The sequence below is a fragment of the Butyrivibrio sp. NC2007 genome, from assembly GCF_000421405.1.
GTDB lineage: Bacteria > Bacillota > Clostridia > Lachnospirales > Lachnospiraceae > Butyrivibrio.
This window is the reverse complement of sequence record NZ_ATWY01000004.1, coordinates 231,020-253,373: the sequence shown is the minus strand read 5'-3', so window position 1 is coordinate 253,373 and position 22,354 is coordinate 231,020. Positions and strand designations below refer to the sequence as shown.

Annotated in this window: 20 protein-coding genes and 1 other annotated feature; of the genes, 14 read left to right on the top strand and 6 right to left on the bottom strand. The window is 45.5% G+C overall.

The window, feature by feature from the left end:
* Positions 1–47 precede the first annotated feature (47 nt).
* The 6 genes from G632_RS0105150 (at position 48) to G632_RS0105125 (ending at position 9,332) form a co-directional block, all read left to right on the top strand.
* Complete coding sequence (locus G632_RS0105150) at positions 48–260, top strand: helix-turn-helix domain-containing protein (RefSeq protein ID WP_022767961.1); 213 nt, start codon at positions 48–50, stop codon at positions 258–260.
* 2 nt (positions 261–262) lie between these two features.
* Entirely contained in the window at positions 263–1,537 is a 1,275-nt protein-coding gene (locus G632_RS0105145; protein ID WP_022767960.1) for a HipA domain-containing protein, read from the top strand.
* Positions 1,538–1,747: 210 nt separating this feature from the next.
* Complete coding sequence (locus tag G632_RS0105140) at positions 1,748–3,124, top strand: hypothetical protein (RefSeq protein ID WP_442852501.1); 1,377 nt, start codon at positions 1,748–1,750, stop codon at positions 3,122–3,124.
* Positions 3,125–3,205: 81 nt separating this feature from the next.
* Positions 3,206–5,032 carry an ABC transporter permease gene (locus tag G632_RS0105135; protein WP_022767958.1) on the top strand — a complete coding sequence of 609 codons (1,827 nt, stop codon included), beginning with the start codon at positions 3,206–3,208 and terminating at the stop codon, positions 5,030–5,032.
* Between the two features lie 2 nt (positions 5,033–5,034).
* Positions 5,035–6,681: an ABC transporter ATP-binding protein gene (locus tag G632_RS0105130; protein WP_022767957.1), complete on the top strand. Its 1,647-nt coding sequence runs from the start codon at positions 5,035–5,037 to the stop codon at positions 6,679–6,681.
* 140 nt (positions 6,682–6,821) lie between these two features.
* Positions 6,822–9,332 (top strand): clostripain-related cysteine peptidase, encoded by a 2,511-nt coding sequence (locus G632_RS0105125; protein ID WP_022767956.1) that lies wholly within the window; start codon positions 6,822–6,824, stop codon positions 9,330–9,332.
* Between the two features lie 64 nt (positions 9,333–9,396).
* On the opposite strand, the gene G632_RS0105120 is transcribed toward G632_RS0105125, so the two are convergent.
* From G632_RS0105120 to G632_RS0105110, 3 genes are read right to left on the bottom strand one after another with little or no spacing between them, the layout of a single operon-like run.
* Positions 9,397–10,206, bottom strand: a complete 810-nt coding sequence (locus G632_RS0105120; protein WP_022767955.1) for a YlmH/Sll1252 family protein — start codon at positions 10,204–10,206, stop codon at positions 9,397–9,399.
* Complete coding sequence (locus G632_RS0105115) at positions 10,187–10,687, bottom strand: NUDIX hydrolase (protein ID WP_035782018.1); 501 nt, start codon at positions 10,685–10,687, stop codon at positions 10,187–10,189. Before G632_RS0105115 ends, G632_RS0105120 begins: the two co-directional genes overlap by 20 nt.
* 1 nt (position 10,688) lies before the next feature.
* The gene (locus G632_RS0105110) at positions 10,689–11,639 is read right to left on the bottom strand and encodes a 3'-5' exonuclease (protein ID WP_022767953.1); all 951 of its coding nucleotides are present in this window, start codon (positions 11,637–11,639) and stop codon (positions 10,689–10,691) included.
* Between the two features lie 166 nt (positions 11,640–11,805).
* On the opposite strand from G632_RS0105110, the gene G632_RS0105105 reads away from it, so the two are divergent.
* The gene (locus G632_RS0105105; protein WP_022767952.1) at positions 11,806–12,348 is read left to right on the top strand and encodes a glutathione peroxidase; all 543 of its coding nucleotides are present in this window, start codon (positions 11,806–11,808) and stop codon (positions 12,346–12,348) included.
* Here the strand turns inward: G632_RS0105105 and G632_RS0105100 are convergent, their stop codons facing one another.
* Both G632_RS0105100 and G632_RS0105095 read right to left on the bottom strand, forming a co-directional pair.
* The gene (locus tag G632_RS0105100; RefSeq protein ID WP_022767951.1) at positions 12,349–13,170 is read right to left on the bottom strand and encodes an alpha/beta hydrolase; all 822 of its coding nucleotides are present in this window, start codon (positions 13,168–13,170) and stop codon (positions 12,349–12,351) included. It lies immediately after the preceding gene.
* A gap of 17 nt (positions 13,171–13,187) precedes the next feature.
* Positions 13,188–14,639, bottom strand: coding sequence for a D-alanyl-D-alanine carboxypeptidase family protein (locus tag G632_RS0105095; RefSeq protein ID WP_022767950.1), 1,452 nt, complete (start codon positions 14,637–14,639; stop codon positions 13,188–13,190).
* Positions 14,640–14,721: 82 nt separating this feature from the next.
* On the opposite strand from G632_RS0105095, the gene trmB reads away from it, so the two are divergent.
* From trmB to G632_RS0105080, 3 genes are read left to right on the top strand one after another with little or no spacing between them, the layout of a single operon-like run.
* Entirely contained in the window at positions 14,722–15,375 is a 654-nt protein-coding gene (trmB, locus tag G632_RS0105090; RefSeq protein WP_022767949.1) for a tRNA (guanosine(46)-N7)-methyltransferase TrmB, read from the top strand.
* Positions 15,376–15,380: 5 nt separating this feature from the next.
* Entirely contained in the window at positions 15,381–15,701 is a 321-nt protein-coding gene (trxA, locus tag G632_RS0105085; RefSeq protein WP_022764882.1) for a thioredoxin, read from the top strand.
* A 37-nt stretch (positions 15,702–15,738) separates the two neighbouring features.
* Positions 15,739–16,476: an SH3 domain-containing protein gene (locus G632_RS0105080; protein ID WP_022767948.1), complete on the top strand. Its 738-nt coding sequence runs from the start codon at positions 15,739–15,741 to the stop codon at positions 16,474–16,476.
* Between the two features lie 25 nt (positions 16,477–16,501).
* Here G632_RS0105080 and G632_RS0105075 read toward each other — a convergent pair whose 3' ends face one another.
* On the bottom strand, positions 16,502–17,011 hold the full coding sequence (locus G632_RS0105075; protein ID WP_155828841.1) for a hypothetical protein: 510 nt from the start codon (positions 17,009–17,011) through the stop codon (positions 16,502–16,504).
* Between G632_RS0105075 and murI the strand changes: the two genes are divergently transcribed.
* From murI to G632_RS0105055, 4 genes are all read left to right on the top strand, one after another.
* Complete coding sequence (gene murI, locus G632_RS0105070; protein WP_022767946.1) at positions 16,983–17,795, top strand: glutamate racemase; 813 nt, start codon at positions 16,983–16,985, stop codon at positions 17,793–17,795. The genes G632_RS0105075 and murI overlap by 29 nt on opposite strands.
* A gap of 90 nt (positions 17,796–17,885) precedes the next feature.
* Positions 17,886–20,123, top strand: coding sequence for an anaerobic ribonucleoside-triphosphate reductase (gene nrdD / locus G632_RS0105065; protein ID WP_022767945.1), 2,238 nt, complete (start codon positions 17,886–17,888; stop codon positions 20,121–20,123).
* A gap of 122 nt (positions 20,124–20,245) precedes the next feature.
* The gene (gene nrdG, locus G632_RS0105060; protein ID WP_022767944.1) at positions 20,246–20,794 is read left to right on the top strand and encodes an anaerobic ribonucleoside-triphosphate reductase activating protein; all 549 of its coding nucleotides are present in this window, start codon (positions 20,246–20,248) and stop codon (positions 20,792–20,794) included.
* Positions 20,795–20,931: 137 nt separating this feature from the next.
* Complete coding sequence (locus G632_RS0105055; RefSeq protein ID WP_022767943.1) at positions 20,932–21,954, top strand: sugar kinase; 1,023 nt, start codon at positions 20,932–20,934, stop codon at positions 21,952–21,954.
* Positions 21,955–22,092: 138 nt separating this feature from the next.
* Positions 22,093–22,308 (top strand) — a binding site (T-box leader).
* The last annotated feature ends 46 nt before the right edge of the window (positions 22,309–22,354 follow it).

Genomic DNA, 22,354 nt, shown 5'->3' with positions numbered 1-22,354 from the left:
TTGTGCCCGGATATAAAAACTTGTTCGTACGGCGAAGAGGAGATGCCATGAAGATAACCGATGCAAAGAGTTTTGGAATTGCACTTAGGAAGCGCAGAAAGGAACTTGGCTACACCCAGAGTTATATCTCTGAGTTTACAGGTTTTAGTGTAAGCTTTCTTTCTGACCTTGAGAACGGCAAGAGCACAGCGGAACTTGGAAAAGCACTTTATTTGGCAAGTATCCTTGGGCTTGATCTGACTATGGAAGCAAGGGGATAAAAATGAGAAAGTACAACGTTGGTCTTGAGATAGGCAGGAAACAGATAAAAGTAGGAACAATTGAAGGAGAGTCCTCAAATAACGCGCAGTTTAAGTATTCTGAGGAGTTTCTGTCAGGCTCTTTTGCACATCCGATATCAATATCGCTGCCCTTACAAAAGGAGCCTTTTTCTCCTGAAGCAACCCGGATTTTTTTTGACGGCCTTTTACCCGAAGGTTTCATGCGCAGGGCGATTGCGGGAAATATGCACTTTGATGAAGGAGATTATCTTTCAATCCTTTATAATCTGGGAAAAGAGTGCCTTGGCGCCCTCAGGATCTATCTGGATGAAGAAGATAAAGACATTTCCTATGAGCCGCTTTCTGCAAAGCAGGTTGAAGAACTTGCATCAGAGGGAGCGACAAAATCTACGGAACTGGTGATAAAGACCCATCTCTCACTCACCGGAGCATCAGGCAAAGTGGGGCTTTATTATGATGACAAAGAAGACTCGTGGTATCTGCCGGTGGGGCTTGCTCCCAGCACTCATATAGTAAAACAGAGTCATATAAGGCTTGATGGAATCGTAACCAATGAGCAGTTATCTATGCTTACTGCTTCAAAATGCGGAATAAAGATTCCTCAAAGTTTCATCATAAACATGGGAAAAGGTCTGGATTCCCAGGTCCTCTTTGCAACAAGAAGATATGACAGGACCTTCGAAGGGGCAGAAGAATATGTTGATGGTCTGAAGCTGCCCCATAGAATCCATCAGGAAGACTTTGCCCAGGCTATGGGAATTGCCTCTTTTGATAAATATGAAAAAGAGGGGCAAAACTATGCACAGAGGATGTTCAAGATACTAAGGCTCTACGCGATCAATCCGCTGGAGGATCAGCTTTCTTTGTGGAGGAGAATTGTATTTAACTATGTAATAGGAAATACCGATTCTCACATCAAGAATTTCTCTTTGCTCTATAAGTCTGACCTCTCAGGGGTAAAGCTGGCTCCGGCTTATGATGTTATAGGGACGCTGATTTATGAAAGTGCAACCAGAGAAATGTCTTTTAATATAGGCGGAATCAGAAACATAGATGAAGTTACAAGAGACAGTTTCAGGGCAATGGCGGGAATGGTCGGACTTGGAGAAAAACCTGCGCTCAGGGTATATGATGAAGTGCTGGAAGGATTCGAATCTGCCATAAAGGAAGCATCGATGGAACTTATCGACATCGGATTTGAAAATGCCACAAGCATAGGTGACCGAATTCTGTATAGCAGGAAAAGAATAATTTAATAAAATTTGTCATTTTTTTACAAATAATATCAGAATTGTCATCTCAAAATAATCATAAACAAAATCTAAAATGTACCTATCAAGCAAACAAATGCCTGACGGGTACATTTCTTTTTATAAAAAACCCGCCGGGGCAAGATAAAAGGAGGGTTAAAAGTGAAAAAGAAAGTATTATCTACAATCTTAGCAGTCACAATGGTTGTTTCAGCAATGACCGGATGTGGCAGCGCAGCAAACACCACATCTGCACCTGCAGATACACAGCAGGCAACATCTGATGCAGCACCTGCAGCAGACAACGCAGCACCTGCAGCAGACACAGCAGCAGCTGAGAGCGCACCTGCAGAAGAGCTCACAGGAATCGATGCCATCATCGCTGAGGCAGAGGGCATGACAATGGAAGAGCTTGCCAAGAAAGCTATCGAAGAGTCAAACGGAAAGACATTCTACGGTGTAGGAAACTCCAGCCGTGGTAAGTCAGCACTTCCTGTTTTCATCGAGTATCTTCAGTCTATCGATCCTTCATATTCAATGGAATTCGAGTGGCAGCAGCCCAAGAACAACAAGATCTTCGAGCAGCTTACATCCGATTCACTTAAGAGCGAAGGCACATTTGCCATGACTCTTATCCAGGACGGTAACCAGATTCAGTCCAAGATGGTTGACACAGATATCCTTAAGACTTTCGTTCCTAAGGAGTGGGCAGAGGCTAACGGAACAACAGCTGATGCTTACGAGGGATTCCTTCCTCTTCAGACACTTAACAAGGTATTCATGTACAACAATCAGGGAACAGCTACATACACAAACTGCTGGGACTTCGTATATGAAGGTTCACACCCTCTTTTCATGGGCGTTGACTCTGAGATCGTAGGAAAGAACTTCCTTATGATGCTCACAGAAGATAAGTACGCAACATGGCTTAAAGAAGCTTATGACAAGCTTGACGATACAAAGAAGGCATACTTCGAGCCTGAAATCCAGGCTATGCAGGCAGATGCCAGCGACCTTGGACTTGGTGCAAACGGCGCTTACGCTCTTGCATGGATCAAGCTCTGGGTTAACAACTACAACGAGCAGACTGATGACGGCCCTATCTGCAACACACTTGTTGATGCATCAGCTAAGGATCAGTCAGGACTTCTTGTTTACTCAAAGCTCCGTTCAGTTGAGGAGTCAGCTACAGTATCAGTTAACAACATCAACGTAGCAGCTTACCAGGATGGCTACACAGGAATCGGCGGATACGGCTACTGCCACTATCTCTTCCTTACAAAGAATTCTCCTCTTCCTTGGACAGCATGTGCATTCATCGCATTCATGACATGCACAGAGTCAGGATTTGAGCCTTGGGGCAAGGATATGGGTGGATATTCATCAAATCCTAACGTTGCAAAAGAGGTTGAAGAGAAATTCCAGCACTCACAGGGTGGCGGAGATGAGTTCCCTGCAAAGAACGACCGTGGTTATGACTGGTGGACAACAGACGGCGAGCTCGTTCTTGAGGATCCTGCATACTGCTCAGAGGTTTCCTTCACAGTAGGAAGCTGGATCGACGTACTTGATCACTACGCTCCGGGCGAATAATCAAAGCAGCACTCGGTAATAATTTAAGATCTAAGGGGATGGAGCCATAAGGCTTCATCCCCAAAATATAGGAGAGATAACATGCAGACAATCGCAAAACCAGACAAAAGTGCGATTTTCAAGAATAAGGTAAAGACATGGTTTTCCCAACCTCAGAATATAATACTTTTGCTGTTTGGGATTGTTCTGACCTTCAGTACTGTCGCACCTATCATCGCAATTGTAAAAGACACCTTTGCGATCCATCCCGGAACCATTGATCAGCATCTGACCAAGAGAGTATCCGGATACACAATAGTTAACTACACAGATCTTTTCACAAGTAAACTTGCAAAGACAAACCTCTGGATACCGCTTCTTAACACGGTCATCCTCTCAGTACTTACCTGCTTTATATCGATTCTGTTCGGCGGACTTTTCGCTTTCCTTGTAACAAGAACAGATATGAAGTTTAAAAAGTACTTAAGCTCCATCTTCATCTTCCCTTACATCATGCCTCAGTGGACACTGGCTGTTGTATGGCAGCACATGTTCTACTCAAACAAGGTTACGGGAACATCTGATGGACTTCTGGCAGCGATCTTTAATGTGTACTTCCCACACTGGTGGTGCCAGGGAGTATTCCCAAGTGCCATGGTACTTGGACTTCACTACGCACCCTTTGCCTATATCCTTATAGGCGGTATCTTCAAGAACATGGATGCCAACCTCGAGGAGGCAGCAACCATCCTTGATACACCGAAGTGGAAGATCATGTTCAAGGTAACGCTTCCAATGATCAAGCCGGCTATTCTTTCAACAATCCTTCTGGTATTCGGAAGTGCAATGGGAAGTTACCCGGTACCACATTATTTGAGCCTTACAACACTTTCAACCAAGTACATCTCCATGAACAGTAAATACACCGGAGAAGCTTCAATCCTGGCAATCATCATGATGATCTTCGGAGTACTGATCCTTGGAATGAACCAGCTCTCACTTAAGAGCCGTAAAAACTACACCACTGTAACCGGTAAGTCAGGTCAGCTCACAAAGCTTACGATCGGCAAAGTCGGAAAATACCTTGTGGGAATCATTTTCATCATCATCACATTCTTCACAAGTATCTGGCCCATCGTTCTGTTCGCTCTTGAGACCTTCCTTCCAAACCCTGGTGATTACAGCTTCCTTTACACAGGAAACCTTGCACACCTGACCAACAAGTGGTGGGTAACAAACGAGAACATTACAGAGAACGGTATGTACGGTCAGCCGGGTATCCTCTATAACAAGACAATCTGGCACGCATTCTTCGGAACCTTGTTCCTGGCAGTTGTCTGTGCACTTATTGCAGGAACCATCGGAACCCTGATCGGATACGCCGTAGCAAAGAAGAGAAGAAATAAGTGGGCCAACTACGTAAACAACGTAGCATTCCTGCCTTACCTTATGCCTTCAATCGCAGTTGGAGCAGCGTTCTTCATCCTCTTCTCCAACGAGCACATCAATCTGTTTAACACATACACACTTCTGATTATCGCAGGTGTTGTAAAATACATACCATTTGCTTCGAGAAGCTCACTGAACTCAATGCTCCAGATCTCCAACGAGCTCGAGGAAGCAGCGATAATCATGAACACCTCATGGATAAAGAGAATGACCAGGATCATCATTCCGATCCAGAAGTCCTCTATCATAAGCGGATATCTTCTTCCCTTCATGACATGTCTTCGTGAGTTGTCCCTGTTCCTTCTTCTCTGCACACAGGGCTTTATCCTTTCAACTACACTTGACTACTTCGATGAGATGGGTCTTTACGCATTCTCAAGTGCCATCAACCTGATTCTCATCGTAACAATTCTTGTATTTAACACATTAGTAAACAAGCTGACAGGCGCCAGCCTTGACAGCGGCATAGGAGGAAAGTAATCATGCCGGAAATCATTTTAGAAAATATAACAAAGCGTTGGGGAAAGTTCTTCGGCGTAGATAATGTAAGCCTTAATATCCCGGACAATTCCTTTATTACACTTCTCGGACCTTCAGGCTGTGGTAAGACTACAATCCTTCGTATGATCGCAGGTCTTGAGACACCAACAGAGGGAAGGATCACCATCGGAGATAAGGTTGTCTTTGATTCAAACGCAGGTATCAACGTTCCTGCCAACAAGCGTAAGGTTGGATTCCTTTTCCAGAACTACGCCCTTTGGCCAAACATGACAGTTTATGAGAACATCTCTTTTGGTCTTAAGAACATCCACGAGGAGATGCCAGTACTTGACGTTGAAGCCAAGCAGGCAGGAGACCTTATAAGAGCCCTTCAGAACGGCAATAAGGTAAAAGAGATTGTTGAGGAGTGCCGTGATAAGAATGGCAAGCTCGATGAGAACAAGGCTTACGTTAAGCTCATCGACAACTACAACCTCTCTATCTATACAGCAAAAGAGCTCTATGCTATGGGAATTCATACAGCTTCCGATGCATCAGCTGTTGCAAAGACCAAGCTTTCAGAGTATGAGAGCAAGCTCTCAGGCATTAAGAGCAGATATGAAAAAGAAGGCAAGAGCCTCAATGACAAGTACGAAGTAACAAAGAACGGAGAGCCTGTGATTGAGAACAGAAAGCTCTCCAAGGAAGAGATAGATTCAAGGGTAAGAGCATGTTCAAGAATCGTTAAGATCGGTATGTTCATGGACAGATATCCTGCAGAGTTATCAGGTGGACAGCAGCAGAGAGTTGCTATTGCCCGTACCCTGGCTCCGGAGCCACAGGTTCTTTTCATGGATGAGCCTCTGTCAAACCTTGATGCCAAGCTTCGTCTCGAGATGAGATATGAGCTCCAGAGACTCCATGTTGAGACAGGATCAACCTTCGTTTATGTAACACATGATCAGATGGAAGCTATGACACTTGCAACCAGGATCTGTCTTGTAAGCAACGGTGTGCTTCAGCAGTACGCTGCTCCTCTTGAAGTTTACAACAGACCTGCAAACCTCTTTGTTGCCGACTTCGTAGGAAATCCTTCCATGAACTTTGTTGATGCAAAGGGAACTCAGGGAAGTGACGGTAGTCTTTCTCTTGATATCCTCGGTGGAATCAAGGCAAGATTTGTTCCCACAGAGAAGATGGACCTTACAGAGTGGAGAGCAGCAAGGGATAAAGAGGCTGCGGATAAGGCTGAGTTCGAGAGACAGAGACTCCTTCAGAAGGGTGCTGTTGAGAAGAGCAACAAGGACGAGGTATTCAAGTACCATATTCAGAAGGTGGAAGAGCAGGATGATTCAATCGTTGATGAGCCTGTGATCACCGATGAGGACTTCGTTATCGGTATCCGCCCTGAGGCAATAGACATCGATCCCAACGGAAAGATCGACACAACCATCTACGGTGCGATGCCTACAGGTATGGAGTCAACTCTTAAGCTTAAAGTAGGTGAGTTCCTTCTTACCAGCGTTATCTTCGGTGGCGTGATTTATCAGATCGGCCAGGAAGAGAAGATCAATATCAATGGAAAAGACATCCTTCTTTTCGATAGAAGATCAGGTAAGCTCATCTGCGCAGGAAGTATTGAACTGTAATAAAAAGACGCCAAGTAATTCTATAACCAAAAAAAGCGGAAGACTAAGCCCACAGTCTTCCGCTTTTTATAGTATGTTTATATATCGGGAATGTGATAAAATAGCTATGTACGACAATCTTTGACAAACGGGAGGCTATTATGGAAAACAGACCTGTAGGTAGAAAGAAAAATGTCACCGAAGGCGGCTCCGGCGTTCATAAAAGAGGAGAAGGACTGGGCACAGGCCCTGTCGGTAACAGTGCAGGTTATTCATCGGGATCATCAGGATCGGGCGGAGGCGAAGGTCCCCAGAGATCCGGCGGCAGAAGTCCGTTGTTTATGATCATCATCGTTTTATTCTTGGTACTCGGAGGCGGCGGAGGACTTACGTCTTTCCTTGGAGGCGGAGGCAGCAGCATAAGTGATACTTCTCAGTACACAGCTCCTGCTCAGACGACGCAGACAGCGCCGGCCACAACTACAACCACGACACCATCAACATCCACCGGAACAGGACTTAGTTCCTCCGGATCATCAGGCATGTCCATTTTGGAATCTCTCCTTGGCGGCGGATATGGATCATATTCAGGCGCAAGTTCAGGTTCATCGGCAGCCTGGAGTTCAGATGCCAACACAGGAAGGCTCAACACATCTGTATCTCCCAAAGCCCGCGATAAGAGAACAGTAATCAAGGGTAATGGAGAGGATGTAGTAACCATCATGGTTTACATGTGCGGAGCAGATCTTGAGTCCAGAAGCGCAATGGCCAGCAAGGACCTTCAGGAGATGATCGGCGCAAACCTCGGTGATAACATCAACCTCATCGTATATACAGGCGGAGCAAGACAGTGGCAGAACAATGTTGTATCAAGCTCCACCAACCAGATATATCAGATAAAGAACGGCAACATGAAACTGCTTAAGGACAACCTCGGAAATGTTGCCATGACCAAGCCTGAGACACTCTCAAGCTACATCAGCTGGGCATCTAAGAACTTCCCGGCAAACAGAAATATCCTTATCTTCTGGGATCACGGCGGAGGATCCACCGGCGGATACGGCTATGATGAGAAATTCCCTCAGGCAGGTGCAATGTCACTTGGTGGCATAAACAAGGCCCTGAAGGACGGCAGAGTAACCTTCGACATGGTGGGCTTTGATACCTGCCTTATGGCAACAGTAGAAAATGCCCTTGTTGTTTCAAATTATGCAGATTACCTCGTGGCTTCCGAGGAGACTGAGCCCGGTATCGGTTGGTATTACACAAACTGGCTTTCAGCTCTTGGCAAGAACACTTCCATGGAGACCACCCAGATCGGTAAGAATATCATTGATGACTTTACCGATGCCTGTGCAAGAAACTGCCCGGGACAGAAGACCACTCTTTCTCTCATAGACCTCTCAGAGCTCTCAGAGACAGTACCTCAGGAACTGGCAGATTTCTCCAGGGATACATCTGAGATGATAAACGGAAATGACTTCCAGACTGTATCAGGTGCAAGGAGCAGCACAAGAGAGTTTGCTCAGGCAAGGATCGATCAGGTTGACCTTGTGGATTTTGCAACCCGCATGGATACCACAGAGTCAAAAGAGCTTGCATCAGCCTTAAGGGATGCCATAAAGTACAACAGAACCAGCTCCAACATGACAAACGCATACGGCCTTTCAATCTACTTCCCTTACAAGAAGTCAGGAAGCGTCCAGAACATGCTTCATGAGTATGACGACATCGGAATGGATGAGGACTATGCTAAGTGTATCCAGAGCTTTGCTTCAATGGGCACAGCAGGTCAGGTGGCAGCAGGCGGAAGCGCTACAGGAACTCCAGTAGGATCGATCTTCGGAGACTTCTCGGGAAGCGCAAGCAGTAACGGAGCAGGTTCAGCAGAGCTTATAACTCAGCTTCTTACCAGCTTCTTATCCAGCGACTTCAGCAGTGTATCGGGACTTACTCCTTCCAGCGGAGCATTCATCGGCAAGAGCCTTGATGTTGAGAAGGCAGCGAACTATATCGCGGAGCATAAATTTGATTCAACAGCTCTTTTCTGGAGCACAAATGATGCAGGTGAGGACGTCATAAAGCTCTCAGAAGAACAGTGGGGATTGGTTCAGGATCTGGCCCTCAACGTATTTTACGATGATGGCGAAGGCTATGTGGACCTTGGACTTGATAACATATTTGATTTTGATGAGGACGGCAATCTTAAGACCCAGAACGATAAGACCTGGATCTCCATAGACGGACAGGTTGTTGCTTACTACGTTATCGACATTCAGGGAACAGAAGACAGCTACGCGATCACAGGCCGTGTTCCCTGCTACATCAATGATGTAAGAAGTAATCTCATCCTGGTATTTGATTCTGAGAATGAGGACGGATATGTGGCAGGTGCTTGCTACGACTACGTAGAGGGCGAGACAGAGACAATAGCCAAGAACACAACAGAGCTTGCAGAGGGAGATGTCATCGACTTCGTATGTGACTACTACGGATATGACAAGACCTATCAGGACAGCTACTATCTTGGTGAGCCCATGACCGTTAAGGGCAGCATGTCTGACATGAAGATCAGCAACACCTACCTTGGCGACGGAAAGGCTCTCGTAACCTACAGATTCACTGATATCTACGGTCAGGATTACTGGTCAGAGGCTTTTGAAGTAGAATAAATCAAACCATAATAAAAGCCATCACTTCAGTTTTGAAGTGGTGGCTTTATGTTTGCTTTTAGTATTATACGAATTTCCTTACGTTTACAAAGAGTCTTCCTTTTCTGGTGGTTCCGGATGGTCCGTCGTAGATGAACTTCCCATGGCCTCTTACGGAAACTCTGCTCCCGGGCTTTAAGTCGTAACCTCCGCTGTAAGCAGTTCTTCCGTCGATATAGACTGATTCTGCTTCAATGAGCTTCTGGGCTTCACTTCTCGATAAGTGGTACACAAAAGCAATGATGGCATCGCACCTCTCGGAGGCAACACTTCCGCCTATCTCTTCAAATGCCGGCCTTATATCGCAGTCAGAAGAGCTGACCTTCTCACATTTTACCGAGGTGTGCTTAATTCTGACGAGCTCTTTGCAGATCATCTCTGCAATCTCAGTAGTGGCAAAGACAAAAGCTTCTTTATCTCCGGTCAGTATATCGCCGATCTGATCTCGCTCTATTCCTAAGTTCATAAGAGAACCAAGATAATCCCTGTGATTTAAGTCATCGGAGAACTTGCTATTAAGCGGTGTTATATGTACGCAGGATAAAACCGATGGCTCAGTCTTTTCCGATAATAAAAAGGTCTCTTCATCCATATAATCCGGAAGGAAACATATCATTGCCCTCTCCGCATCATCGAAACCACCGTAGATTACGTAGTGAGAACCACAGTATTCATGGACATTTGAAGATACACCTTCGGATGCGAGCATCTTATAAAAGTGAGAGAGCTCAGAGAGTGAGAGGAAATCCGTGTGGGTCACAAAACCGTTCTGGTAAGCTCTGTTTGCCAGATCCCTGACTCTTCCTGCAAGAAATTCAAAGCTCTTTTCTTCCAAGTGTAAGCTCCTTCCCGTTTAAGATTGCGAGCCTTAGATTGTCCTCTTTATCGTAGGCCATTTTCAGGGAAAAGAAATCTCTGCTTTCTTCAAGCTGTCTAAAGAAAATCTTATCTCCTTCCCAGAGATTTAGATCATAAACATCCTTCTTATTAACCCATTCGAGCTTACCTTCGCTGCACTCCTTGGGTTCTCCATCAGGACACTTTGCTGTAAAAAGACTCATCAGTTCATAATCGCCTTTGTCGGAAACAAAGGTAATTACTGCTCTGTAGGCAAAATCCTCTAAGGGAATATCAAAGCCTGTCTCCTCAAAAACTTCTCTTTTAACGCATTCTTCAGGGCTCTCGGTGCCTTCAAAATGACCGCCTACACCGATCCATTTGTCCTTGTTTATATCATTCTTTTTGGAAATCCTGTGCATCATGAGGTACTTATCATCGCGCTCGAGATAGCACAGGGTTGTAAGCTGAAAATCCATGTCAGTCGTCATTGTCCTTGCTTTTTAGTCTCTTTTTTATCTTTCTGTGTTTCTTTTTAAGATCGTCCATGTCCTCGCCTGAGATGAACCGGCAGGTTTTGACCACATAGAGCTTGTCGTTCTCTGCCTTTTTGATGCGCACCTTGGCCTTCATATAGCCGTGCTTTTCGCAGTAGGCGACAGAGTAGTAGTGCTTGCCGTTGGGGGTGAACCACTTGACGACTCTCTTAAGGTTCTTTTTACAGAGATAGCACTTGGTGCTCATGATCTCGATATTCTCAAGGATATCTTCCTTGTTGGCAAACTCACGGGAGATGTACTTCTCGTAGTTGTCGAAGGTTATCCGTATTTCCTGCTTCTTGGTCTTGGGGGTTACATAGGTGTCAAAAGAGATCCTGGTAAGGGCCTTTTCTCCGAGGCGCCCAAAGATCTTGGCGGTGTACTCAGCGTCTGCAAGTGCTCTGTGGAAGGGAATGTCCTTTTCAATTCCAAGCTCGTCGATGGCAGACTCAAGTCCCCTTCTGGATTTGCCGTTGTCGAAGGCCAGGCTGTAGAGCTTCTGTACATCATAGAAGGCAAGGGGCCTGTCGGACAAAAGAGGCATGCCAAAGAAATCCAAATTGCGCTGGAATTCCGTAAGATCGAGCGGTCCCCAGGTGCAGAACTTGGGATCTTCCCCGCACCACTCCAAAAACTCTTTTGCTACATCCTGAAATCTCTCTCCCTGTTCAAGGTCCTCCATTGAGAGGTGGATGAGCTTACCGGTGATACGGTGCATGTGCTTGTGGACCTGAGGCTTTATGAGTCTTGCGAACTCATCGATCTTTTCTCTCTTTTCATTCAGTTTAACAGCGCCGATCTCAACGATCTCAAAGACCAGTGTCTTGTTATCCTTCGTCACAGGCGCATCACCCTGATTCCACTCAAGGTCAAAGACAATATAGTTACTCATGGATTAATCATAAGAGGAGAAAAAAATATTTGCAACAGGTATTGACAAAATAGATTGCACACAATATGATTGTATACAGAGACAAGCAGATATATATGCAAATAAATATCGAGCCTTTGGATACAGTAGATACAGTTGTTTATGGAATTCAAAAGGAGGATTTACCATGAGCTTTTATGATTATTCAGTAACAGATGCACAGGGAAATGAAGTTTCAATGGAGAACTTCAAGGGCAAGGTAGTGCTTGTAGTAAACACAGCAACAGGCTGCGGATTCACACCACACTATAAAGATATCGAGGCTATGTATGAGAAGCTTCATGACAAGGGACTTGAGATCCTTGACATCCCTTGCAACCAGTTCGCAGGACAGACACCCGGAACAGACGAAGAGATCCACGAGTTCTGCCAGCTTCATTACAACACAATGTTCCCTCAGATGAAGAAGTCTGAAGTAAATGGTGAGGGAGCACTTCCTCTTTACAAGTTCTTAAAGAGCCAGAAGGGCTTTGAGGGATTCGGAAAAGGCCCTGCAGCCCTTGCTATGGGTGTAATGCTCAAGAAGATCGACAAGGATTACAAGAACAATCCTGAGATCAAGTGGAACTTCACAAAGTTCGTTGTAGACAGAGAGGGAAATGTTGTTGCCCGCTTCGAGCCTACAGCTGATATGAAGAAGGTAGCAGAATTCGTAGAAGGAATTATGTAATTACCAGTACTTTTTCATCCAGGTAGCAGCAAGATCGATCCACGGCTCAGCACAAGGAGCAATCTCCTTCATCTCCAGACTTGCTGTAAGCTCATTAGCCAGAGCAAGGCCGTGACAGCCTTCCGGGAATATATGGAGCTCAGTGTTAATATCATGTGCCCTGAGGGCAGTAGCAAAGAGCAGTGAGTTTTCAACCGGAACAGCAGCATCAGTAAATGTGTGCCATATGAATGTCCTTGGAACATGCTCATTAACAGCATTTTCCAGGGACATCATTTCTTTCAGCTCATGGTAGTTGTCTCCAAGAAGATTCTTAATGGAGTCATGGTGAGCAAATTTCCCCGAAGTAATAACAGGATAGCAGAGCATAAGGCCGTTGGGACGAAGCTTTATTCTGTCAGCGTAGGTGATGTTCATACCGTCTGCCAAAAAGTCGTTCATCCAGTTGCAGGCATAGCTTGCAGCCAGATGTCCGCCGGCGGAGCATCCCTGAATGACAATGGAGTCTTCCTTGACGTGCCACTCTTTTGCATGCTCTCTTATAAGAAGAATGCTCCTTCCGAGCTCCATAAGAGCAGTTGGGAAAACAGCCGGAGCACAGGAGTATCTAAGGATTGCAACGTGGTAGCCCTTTGCCAGAAATGCAAGGGCGATGGGCTCTGCCTCTCTGTCTGAAGTGTAGGCATAAGCGCCTCCCGGGCAGAGCAGAATAAGAGGACGCTCATTGATCTTCAGCGATTCGGAATACTGCTGAATATATACTGTCAGCTTGGCTCCTTCAAGGGAGCCGTTTTCTTTGATGGCAAATTCTTCGTATATCATATTATTCCCTCACAGTCTTAAAATTTTTTTGATTTAAATTTTGTCTTTTTGTATTCTCTTTTCCTGCGGTTGTAGCGAAGCTTATCACTTTTTGTGTATATCTTTTTCCCTGAAACAGCCAGGGTCGTAATGGAGCCGATGATCGTCGCAAGAATAAGTATCCCGCCGGCAATCGCAAGAAGTATCTTCACATTTATGAATATGGTCTTATCAGAAGTAGCTGTATCCTCGACAGCATCTTTTGATGTGGGCGAGTAGCATACGTAGGCATTACCTATAGGCGCGCCGTTAAAGGTGTAGGCAACTTTGGCAATGGCAGTGGGGATCTGGCTCTTTTCCTCATCCGTCAGGTCGTAGAGGATCTCGTAATCCGTATCCTCGATGGAAGAGGTCTTGGGGATTATGATCTGATCGTTTCTGCTGAGCTTTAAGATGGTTCCGGATCTTCCGAATACGTCCCTGTCTGACTCAAAGAACAGTGAATCATCGGGCATGTATCTGCTATCTTCATCCGCTACGTTGACTGTCTTGAAGTTATTAAAGCCGTAGTTAAAAAGTGTAACAGTGTCGGTGAACTGGGAGGGCGACTCTTCCATCAGAACCACACAGATCAGCTTAAGGCCGTCCTTTTCTGCGCAGGTTACAAGGGTCTCTCTCGCAAGGTCCGTATAGCCGGTCTTACCACCTACAATACCCTCGTAGGTCATCTCTCCGCTTATGAGCTTGTGCTTGTTGTTCAGATAAAAGTCATCGGGCTGAGTATCTGTGGCTTCAAAGTGGTATCTTGCGGTGTTACCGACTTTGCACAAAAGCTCGTTTGAGAAAAAAGCTCTTGCAATAAGGGCCAGGTCATAGGCGCTGGTGTAGTGATCATCCGCCTGAAGGCCGTTGGTGTTTGAAAAGTGTGTATTGGTGCAGCCAAGCTCTTTTGCCCGCTCATTCATCAGGTCAACAAAGGCGGAGATGCTTCCGCTTACGTGCTCGGCAACTGCATTGGCCACCTCGTTGGCACTGCCGACCATGATTCCGTACAGAGCCTGCTCTAAGGTGATGGACTGCCCCACATCCATTCCGATGTTGGAGCCTCCCTTCGGAACGGAGAATACTGCCTCGTCGGAAAAAGAGATCTCGTCTGCAAGAGACGCATTCTCCACCGCCAATAGACAGGTCATGATCTTGGTGGTACTGGCGGGATAGAGTTCTTCATTTATATTCTTGGCATAGAGGATGGTTCCTGTGCCGGCTTCCATGACAATTGCAGCTTCTGCAGTGATCTCAGGGCCATGGGGCCAGGAGTTTATATCATTGGACTGGATGGGCAGTTCCTTGCGGAGCTGCGCTTCTGCCTCGTAGTCCGTTGCAGCAAAAGACACATCACAGACGGATACGCTAAGAAACAGGATCGCAAAGACTGCGATAAATGCCTTGTATATTAAATTTCTTCTTATGTTATTATATGTAGTCTTCATGACAAGCTTATAATACAATACTTCCAAACTTCGGGCAAATGGTGTAAAATTCTTATTAATAGATTTACAGGCAGGAAGAAAAATGCGTTTACGTAACATTGCAGGATCAAGAGAAGTAATAGCCGACTCAAGCTTTACCGTCAAGGATCCTGAGAAGAAAAAAGGCCTCTGGAAGAAAGAGGTATTTGGAAATGACAACGATATATATATTGAGATAGGCATGGGTAAGGGCAGATTCCTTATGGATATGGCAGCTCTTCATCCGGATATCAACTACGTTGGAATCGAGAAATACTCAAGTGTTCTTTTAAGGGCTATTCAGAAACAGGAGCAGCTTCTTTTGCCGAATATCATCTTCATCAGAATGGATGCGGAGACCATAACAGAAGTCTTTGCGCCGGGAGAAGTTGGAAGGATATACCTGAATTTCTCAGATCCATGGCCCAAGGACAGACACGCCAAGAGAAGACTTCCGTCAAGAGAGTTCTTAAAGCGTTATGATCAGATCCTGGTACCTGATGGAGTGGTTGAGTTCAAGACGGACAATGAGGATCTTTTCAATTTCGCACTTGAAGAGATCGAGCCGGCCGGTTGGCATCTGGATGCCGTAACACGTGACCTTCATCACGACGAAGTGATGAACGCCGGCAATGTAATGACAGAGTACGAAGAACGATTTTCGGGGCAAGGAAACCCCATCTACAAATACATAATCAGCAGAAAGAAAGGGGAGTAATCTAAATGGACTACACATTAAACAGCCAGAATTTCGAAGAAGAAGTGCTTAAGAGCAAACTGCCGGTACTTGTTGATTTTTCAGCAGACTGGTGCGGCCCTTGCAAAATGATGGCTCCAATGATCGACGAGTTCGCAGAGGAGTACGAAGGGGAACTTAAGGTTGGTAAGATCAATGTTGACCAGTCACCTGATATCGCTCAGAAGTACAAAGTAATGTCAATTCCAATGTTCGCTTTCTTTAAGAACGGCGAGGTTGTGGAGACAGCAGTCGGAGCACTTAACAAAGCAAAATTACAGGGAATAATCGACAAAGTGCTGGCCTAAAAAGCCAGCACTTTTTAAGGAGACCGGGGGAAAAGTTTTGTCAGATAAGATCACAAGTTTTGAAGACTATAAGAATAAAGCTGTAACACCGGAGCCTGTATCTCAGGATACAATGAATATCGAGATCGAGGATCCTTATCAGTTCCTCAGCGCCGATGAGAGAGAAGAGTACATCCGTCAGCGCCAGAAGGAGCAGGGAGAATCTGCGGCTAAAGAGCAGGAAAGGGATCGGGAAGAAGAACGTCCTCGTCCGGAAGAGAGGAGAAAGAGACCTTCCGAGCCAAGGAGAAGACCTCCAAGAGAGCAGTTTGAACCTGAGGAAGAGCCGGATTACGATGAAGAGTACGACGGTGATGAGGAGTACTATGAAGAGGATGAGGATGGCGATGACGGCGATGCGAGCATGAAGCTTGTGGTGCGCATTGCGTCCATTATCACCGGAGTTGTGATCCTTGCCTTTATCGCCATGCTTCTCAAAGTCAAGGTTTATGACAGGTACCTGGCGCCTGACCCGGATGAAGCGCCTTCAGCGAATGTAGCTGTTGCGATTCCTGCCGGATTTGTTGAAAAGAACGACACGGTGGTAGTTACCGGTGCAAGCACCTTAAATATTCGTTCCGTGCCAAGTTCAGCAAGCAGCGAGACTGTTGTCGGAATGGTTCCGGAAGGCGATGAACTTAAGAGAATAGCTGTTTCGGAGGATGGCTCCTGGGCCCTTGTTGAGGTTGACGGGCAGCAGGTATATGCCTCCATGAAGTATCTCAAGGAAAAATAAAAACCACTGAATGACTTCAGTGGTTTTAACGGCTCCTTGTGTGGAGCCAGCCATAAAATTTATCAAGACCTTCAGAGAGGTTTTCGCTTGAACGTGCGAAGGTTTCTACGTGCGAGAGAACCTCTTTTTCTGTGGTGTCCTTGGCATAATTTGCAATTCTTGTGGCGCACTCGCCTTCAAGCCTGCCATAATCCATGTTGATAAGCAGGTTGTTGTGGAAGGCTCCGACGGGCTCATAGAGCGTTGGATACCTTTTTCTGACAATAGCAAACTCATCAAGGATCTGCTCTCTGGACTGGAGACAAAAGAGAATATAGGCGGATTCCACGATCTCGTGAGGTTCTATCTCATCCTCGTAGGAATCATCCTCATACCCGACTCTTGTTGCGTAGTATTCGCAGATCTCCTGAACCAGGGCACCGACCTTTGAGTTGTCATACAGTTTTTGAAGTTCATCAAATATTTTTTCACTCATGAGTTTATTGTAACACAGAGGAAAAAGAAATATGAAGATAGGAATTTTTGATTCCGGCATCGGAGGCCTCTCGGTTTTGCACGAGGCGTATCACCTGCTTCCGAAACAGGAATTCATTTTTTATGCGGATACAGAAAATGTGCCTTACGGGACCAAGACCCCTGAGCAGATAGTCGGCTATGCAACCAAGATAGCGGACTTTCTTATAGAAAAGGGAGCCGGAGCAATTGTTGTTGCATGCAATACAGCTACCAGCGTCGCCATCAAGGAGCTTCGCAAAAACTACAATATTCCGATACTTGGAATGGAGCCGGCAGTTAAGCCCGCGGTAGAAGGCACAGAAGGAAAGCGCATCATGGTCATTGCAACGCCTGTCACCATAAGGCAGGATAAGCTTAAAGACCTGCTCCACAGAGTTGACGAGGACCACAGAGTTGACCTTCTGGCAATGCCTAAGCTTGTGGAGTTTGCAGAGCGCGAGGAGTTTGAATCGGAGGCTGTAAAAGAGTACATAACCCAGCAGTTTGGAGCTTTCGATAAGGAGAAGTACTGCGCACTGGTTCTTGGATGTACTCATTTTAATTACTTTAAACCTCTCTATAGAGAGTACTTTGGTCAGGAGACTCTTTTGATAGACGGTAACAGAGGTACGGTAAGACATCTTGCAGATGTACTTTCTCTGGATATGGCACAAGATATAGATATGTCTTTTGACAAAAATAACGAAATGTCGTGGATGAAAAACACGGAATATTATTTTTCCGGAAAAGAGATAACCGGGGGAGAAACGCTGGAACACCTAAAAAGACTGCATTTGCGTCTGGAAAAAGTTCGAAATTTTTGAGCTTGAATTATCCCATATAATGTATTATCATATTTATGTGACCACAAGATATTGTGGACGGAAGGTGTTTCGAAAGGAAAGGGGTTAGTTATGAAGATAATAAAGAGAAGCGGAAAAGAAGTTGCCTTTGACGGCAGCAAGATTATCGCTGCGATTGAAAAGGCCAACAACGAGGTTACTGAGGAGAAGAAGCTGACAGACGGTCAGATCAGTGACATCGAGAAAGCTGTTGAAAAACAGTGCGCCTCTCTTACCCGTGCAGCCAGCGTGGAGGAGATTCAGGACATGGTTGAGGATGGCCTGATGAAGTCCGGCAAGTTTGAGGTTGCAAGGAAATATATCACATATCGTTATAAGCATGCTCTGGTTAGAAAGTCCAACACAACCGATGAGCAGATCATGTCTCTTATTGAGTGTAGCAACGAAGAGGTTAAGCAGGAGAATTCAAACAAGAATCCTACTGTTAACAGCGTTCAGAGAGACTATATGGCAGGCGAAGTAAGTAAGGATATCACAAAGAGATTCCTTCTTCCCGATGATGTTGTTAAGGCTCACGAGGAAGGTCTTATCCACTTCCATGATGCTGACTACTTTGCTCAGCACATGCACAACTGCTGTCTGGTAAACCTTGAGGATATGCTTCAGAACGGAACCGTTATCTCCGAGACCATGATCGAGCGTCCCAAGAGCTTCTCAACTGCTTGTAATATTGCAACTCAGGCAATTGCACAGATCGCAAGCTCACAGTACGGCGGACAGTCTATTACACTTTCACACCTGGTTCCTTTTGTTGATGTCAGCAGACAGAAATTCCGCAAGGAAGTTGCTCTTGAGTTCGAGACAGCCGGCATGAAGATCAACAAGAAACAGGTTGATGAGATCGCAGAGATGCGAGTTAAGAAAGAGATCGAGAGAGGATGCCAGGTTATCCAGTATCAGGTAATCACACTTATGACCACAAACGGTCAGGCTCCTTTCATTACAGTATATATGTACCTCGATGAAGTTCCTGAGGGACAGATGAGAGACGACCTTGCAATGGTCATCGAAGAGATGCTAAGGCAACGTATCTACGGTGTCAAGAATGAGAAGGGTCAGCTCATAACACCTGCATTCCCTAAGCTCATCTACGTTCTCGATGAGGATAACATCACTGAGGATTCCAAGTACTGGTACCTCACAGAGCTGGCAGCTAAGTGCACAGCCAAGAGACTGGTACCTGATTACATCTCAGCCAAGAAGATGAAAGAGCTCAAGAAGGGTGATGTTTATCCTTGCATGGGATGCAGATCATTCCTTACTCCCGATAATGAAGCTCTTGCAGAGGGACTTTGCAACGCAGGAAACAAGGCTAAGGCCAAGAATTATACAGAAGGAACACACAAGTATTACGGAAGATTCAACCAGGGTGTTGTAACTCTTAACCTCGTTGATGTTGCATGTTCATCCGCTAAGGACGAGGACAGATTCTGGGAGATCCTCGATGAGAGATGTGAGCTTTGCTACAGAGCACTGATGGCAAGACACAACAGACTCCTTGGTACTCCTTCAGATGTAGCTCCTATCCTTTGGCAGAATGGAGCACTTGCAAGACTTGAGAAGGGTGAAAAGATTGATCCACTTCTTTTCGGAAACTACTCAACAATTTCCCTTGGCTATGCAGGACTTTGTGAGTGTACCAAGTACATGAAGGGTGTATCCCACACAGATCCAAGAGGTAAGGATTTCGCACTTAAGGTTATGCAGTTCCTCAATGACAAGTGCGCAGCATGGCGTGCTAAAGAGAATGTATCCTTCTCACTTTACGGAACGCCTCTTGAGTCAACAACCTATAAGTTTGCCAAGGCTCTTCAGAAGAGATTTGGAATCATTCCTGAGGTTACTGACAAGAACTACATTACAAACAGCTATCACGTACACGTAACAGAGCAGATCGATGCTTTCACAAAGCTTAAGTTTGAAGCTGAGTTCCAGGCTCTTTCACCGGGAGGAGCTATCAGTTACGTTGAGGTTCCTGATATGAACAGCAACATTGAGGCTGTTATCTCTGTTATGAAGTACATTTATGAGAACATCATGTACGCAGAGCTCAACACCAAGTCAGATTACTGCCAGTGCTGCGGATATGACGGAGAGATCAAGATCGTTACCGATACAGACGGAAAGCTTATCTGGGAGTGCCCTAACTGTGGTAACCGCGATCAGAACAAGATGAACGTTGCAAGACGTACCTGTGGATATATCGGAACCCAGTTCTGGAATCAGGGACGTACTCAGGAGATCAAGGAGAGGGTTCTTCACATGTCCAACCCTAAGATTTCCTGCTGATAATATGTTTAATGGCGAACCCGTGTAAGGTATCGCTTGGGGGTTATTGAAAAAGTATGAAATACAGATACAAGCCGGGCAGATAAAGTCCGGCTTGTATTGTAATTTAGAGGATCGAAGTTATGAATTACGGACAGGTTTATTACAATGACGTTGCCAACGGAGTGGGATGCAGAACAGCCTTTTTCGTATCGGGCTGCACTCATCACTGCAAGGGGTGCTTTAATGAGATGACCTGGGACTTTAATTACGGTCAGCCTTATACAAAAGAGGTTGAGGATGACCTTGTTGAGTCTCTTAAGCCGGGATATATTGATGGTCTTACCATTCTTGGTGGAGAGCCTATGGAGATAGTAAACCAGAAGGAGATAAGACCGCTTCTTGAGAGGATAAAAAAGGAAGTCCCAAGGGCCACCATCTGGATCTATTCGGGGTATCTGTGGGAGGAGCTTACAGATCCTGACAACAAGAGATGCCACGGTGAAGATACCGATGCAATCCTTGCGATGACTGATGTTTTGGTGGACGGAGAGTTCATGCTTGATAAGAAAGACCTGATGCTGAGATTCAGGGGCTCCTCAAACCAGAGAGTCATTGATGTAAAAGAGACATTAAAGAAGGGCGAAGTCGTGCTCTCAAAATATAACGACAGAGATACTTCCAGGGGATGATCGCTATCCCCTGTTTTTTTGTTCAAAATAATCAATATTATCAACAATGTAAGCCCTTACACTTGCATTTCTCATATATTATCATATAGTTGTCTGCAGATAGTCTGTAGTTTTGATGGTGAATAAGGAGGCCGGCTATGGGAGATGGAAGATTTGATCTTTTGACCTTTGGAGAAATAATGCTTAGACTTTCTCCACCCAATTACGAACTAATGACCAGGGGAGATGTGTTTGATAAAAGAGCCGGCGGATCCGAGCTCAATGTGGCGTCCGGTGTAGCTCTTTTGGGCATGCGCACCGGCGTTATATCGAGACTTCCCAAGAATGCTCTCGGAACCTTTATCAAGAACAGGATAAGGTTTGAGGGTGTTTCAGATGATTATCTTATCTATGACGATGCCCCTGAGGCTCGTCTTGGTATCTATTACTATGAAAATGGAGCTGCGCCCAGAAAGCCCTCCATTGTCTATGACAGAATGAATTCCTCGATTACAAGGATAAGCCTTGATGAAATTCCTGAGAGTGTATATTCCAATACAAGAATGTTCCATACCAGCGGTATAACTCTGGCGCTCAACAAGAATACCTGCGAAGTTACCACAGAGATGATAAAGAGATTTAAGGCTGCGGGAGCGAAGGTGTCTTTTGACTGCAACTACAGAGCAAACCTCTGGAGTGAAGAAGAGGCAAGGGCAGCTATTAAGAGCATTCTGCCCTATGTTGATATTCTCTTTGTTTCCGAGGAGACTTCAAGGCGCATGATGCAAAAAGAAGGAGAGCTCTCCGATATTATGAAGAGCTATACGCAGGATTATCCTGTAGAGATTGTCTGCACAACCCAGCGCGAAGTAATCAGCCCTAAAAAGCATAACTTTACTTCAACCATCTACAGCGCCAAGGAAGATAAGTTCTACACCGAAAAGCCTTATACAGGCATCGACGTAATCGACAGGATCGGTTCCGGTGATGCGTATGTATCCGGTGTTTTGTACGGACTTCTTGAGTATGATGACGTGGAGAAAGCTCTTTTCTACGGAAATGCAACCTCCAGCGTTAAGAACACAGTACCGGGTGATCTTCCTGCATGTGACAAGCAGGTAATTGACAGCATCATCAGAAATCACCACTCTGACGGTCCCCAGAGCGAGTTGAACCGGTAATGAACCCAGGGGACGGAGTCAGTGGCTCATAATCTGACAAATCGGTTAATTGTCAGATTATGAGCCACTGACTCCGTCCCCTGGGTTCAAAATGGCTTGACAATCTTTGGGTTTGAAACTAGAATGAGTGAAATAAATAAATCGACGTTGAAGAGGAATAGTAACTGCAATCACGTTTCAGAGAGAGGGCCGTTTGGTGTGAGGCTCTTACGGAAAAACAGCGAACCCGCCTTGGAGTCCTGTATGAAAGCGTCAGCATAAATACAGCGTTACCCGCGTTAAGGGCACAAATGAAGTGAAATCTGCTTTTGCGGATTTAAATAGGGTGGTACCGCCGAGCTTTCGGTCCCTGTTTTTAGGGATGCGAAGGCTTATTTTTTTAGCTTAAACAACCTCGTAT

What these genes read in the sequence shown, in the direction of transcription:
- trmB (WP_022767949.1), top strand. Translation starts at nt 14,722, where the DNA reads ATGCGTTTACGTAACATTGCAGGATCAAGAGAAGTAATAGCCGACTCA.
- G632_RS0105055 (WP_022767943.1), top strand. Translation starts at nt 20,932, where the DNA reads ATGGGAGATGGAAGATTTGATCTTTTGACCTTTGGAGAAATAATGCTT.
- G632_RS0105125 (WP_022767956.1), top strand. Translation starts at nt 6,822, where the DNA reads ATGGAAAACAGACCTGTAGGTAGAAAGAAAAATGTCACCGAAGGCGGC.
- G632_RS0105145 (WP_022767960.1), top strand. Translation starts at nt 263, where the DNA reads ATGAGAAAGTACAACGTTGGTCTTGAGATAGGCAGGAAACAGATAAAA.
- G632_RS0105105 (WP_022767952.1), top strand. Translation starts at nt 11,806, where the DNA reads ATGAGCTTTTATGATTATTCAGTAACAGATGCACAGGGAAATGAAGTT.
- murI (WP_022767946.1), top strand. Translation starts at nt 16,983, where the DNA reads ATGAAGATAGGAATTTTTGATTCCGGCATCGGAGGCCTCTCGGTTTTG.
- G632_RS0105115 (WP_035782018.1), bottom strand. Translation starts at nt 10,687, where the DNA reads ATGGATTTTCAGCTTACAACCCTGTGCTATCTCGAGCGCGATGATAAG.
- G632_RS0105100 (WP_022767951.1), bottom strand. Translation starts at nt 13,170, where the DNA reads ATGATATACGAAGAATTTGCCATCAAAGAAAACGGCTCCCTTGAAGGA.
- G632_RS0105095 (WP_022767950.1), bottom strand. Translation starts at nt 14,639, where the DNA reads ATGAAGACTACATATAATAACATAAGAAGAAATTTAATATACAAGGCA.
- nrdG (WP_022767944.1), top strand. Translation starts at nt 20,246, where the DNA reads ATGAATTACGGACAGGTTTATTACAATGACGTTGCCAACGGAGTGGGA.
- trxA (WP_022764882.1), top strand. Translation starts at nt 15,381, where the DNA reads ATGGACTACACATTAAACAGCCAGAATTTCGAAGAAGAAGTGCTTAAG.
- nrdD (WP_022767945.1), top strand. Translation starts at nt 17,886, where the DNA reads ATGAAGATAATAAAGAGAAGCGGAAAAGAAGTTGCCTTTGACGGCAGC.
- G632_RS0105150 (WP_022767961.1), top strand. Translation starts at nt 48, where the DNA reads ATGAAGATAACCGATGCAAAGAGTTTTGGAATTGCACTTAGGAAGCGC.
- G632_RS0105110 (WP_022767953.1), bottom strand. Translation starts at nt 11,639, where the DNA reads ATGAGTAACTATATTGTCTTTGACCTTGAGTGGAATCAGGGTGATGCG.
- G632_RS0105135 (WP_022767958.1), top strand. Translation starts at nt 3,206, where the DNA reads ATGCAGACAATCGCAAAACCAGACAAAAGTGCGATTTTCAAGAATAAG.
- G632_RS0105140 (WP_442852501.1), top strand. Translation starts at nt 1,748, where the DNA reads ATGACCGGATGTGGCAGCGCAGCAAACACCACATCTGCACCTGCAGAT.
- G632_RS0105075 (WP_155828841.1), bottom strand. Translation starts at nt 17,011, where the DNA reads ATGCCGGAATCAAAAATTCCTATCTTCATATTTCTTTTTCCTCTGTGT.
- G632_RS0105130 (WP_022767957.1), top strand. Translation starts at nt 5,035, where the DNA reads ATGCCGGAAATCATTTTAGAAAATATAACAAAGCGTTGGGGAAAGTTC.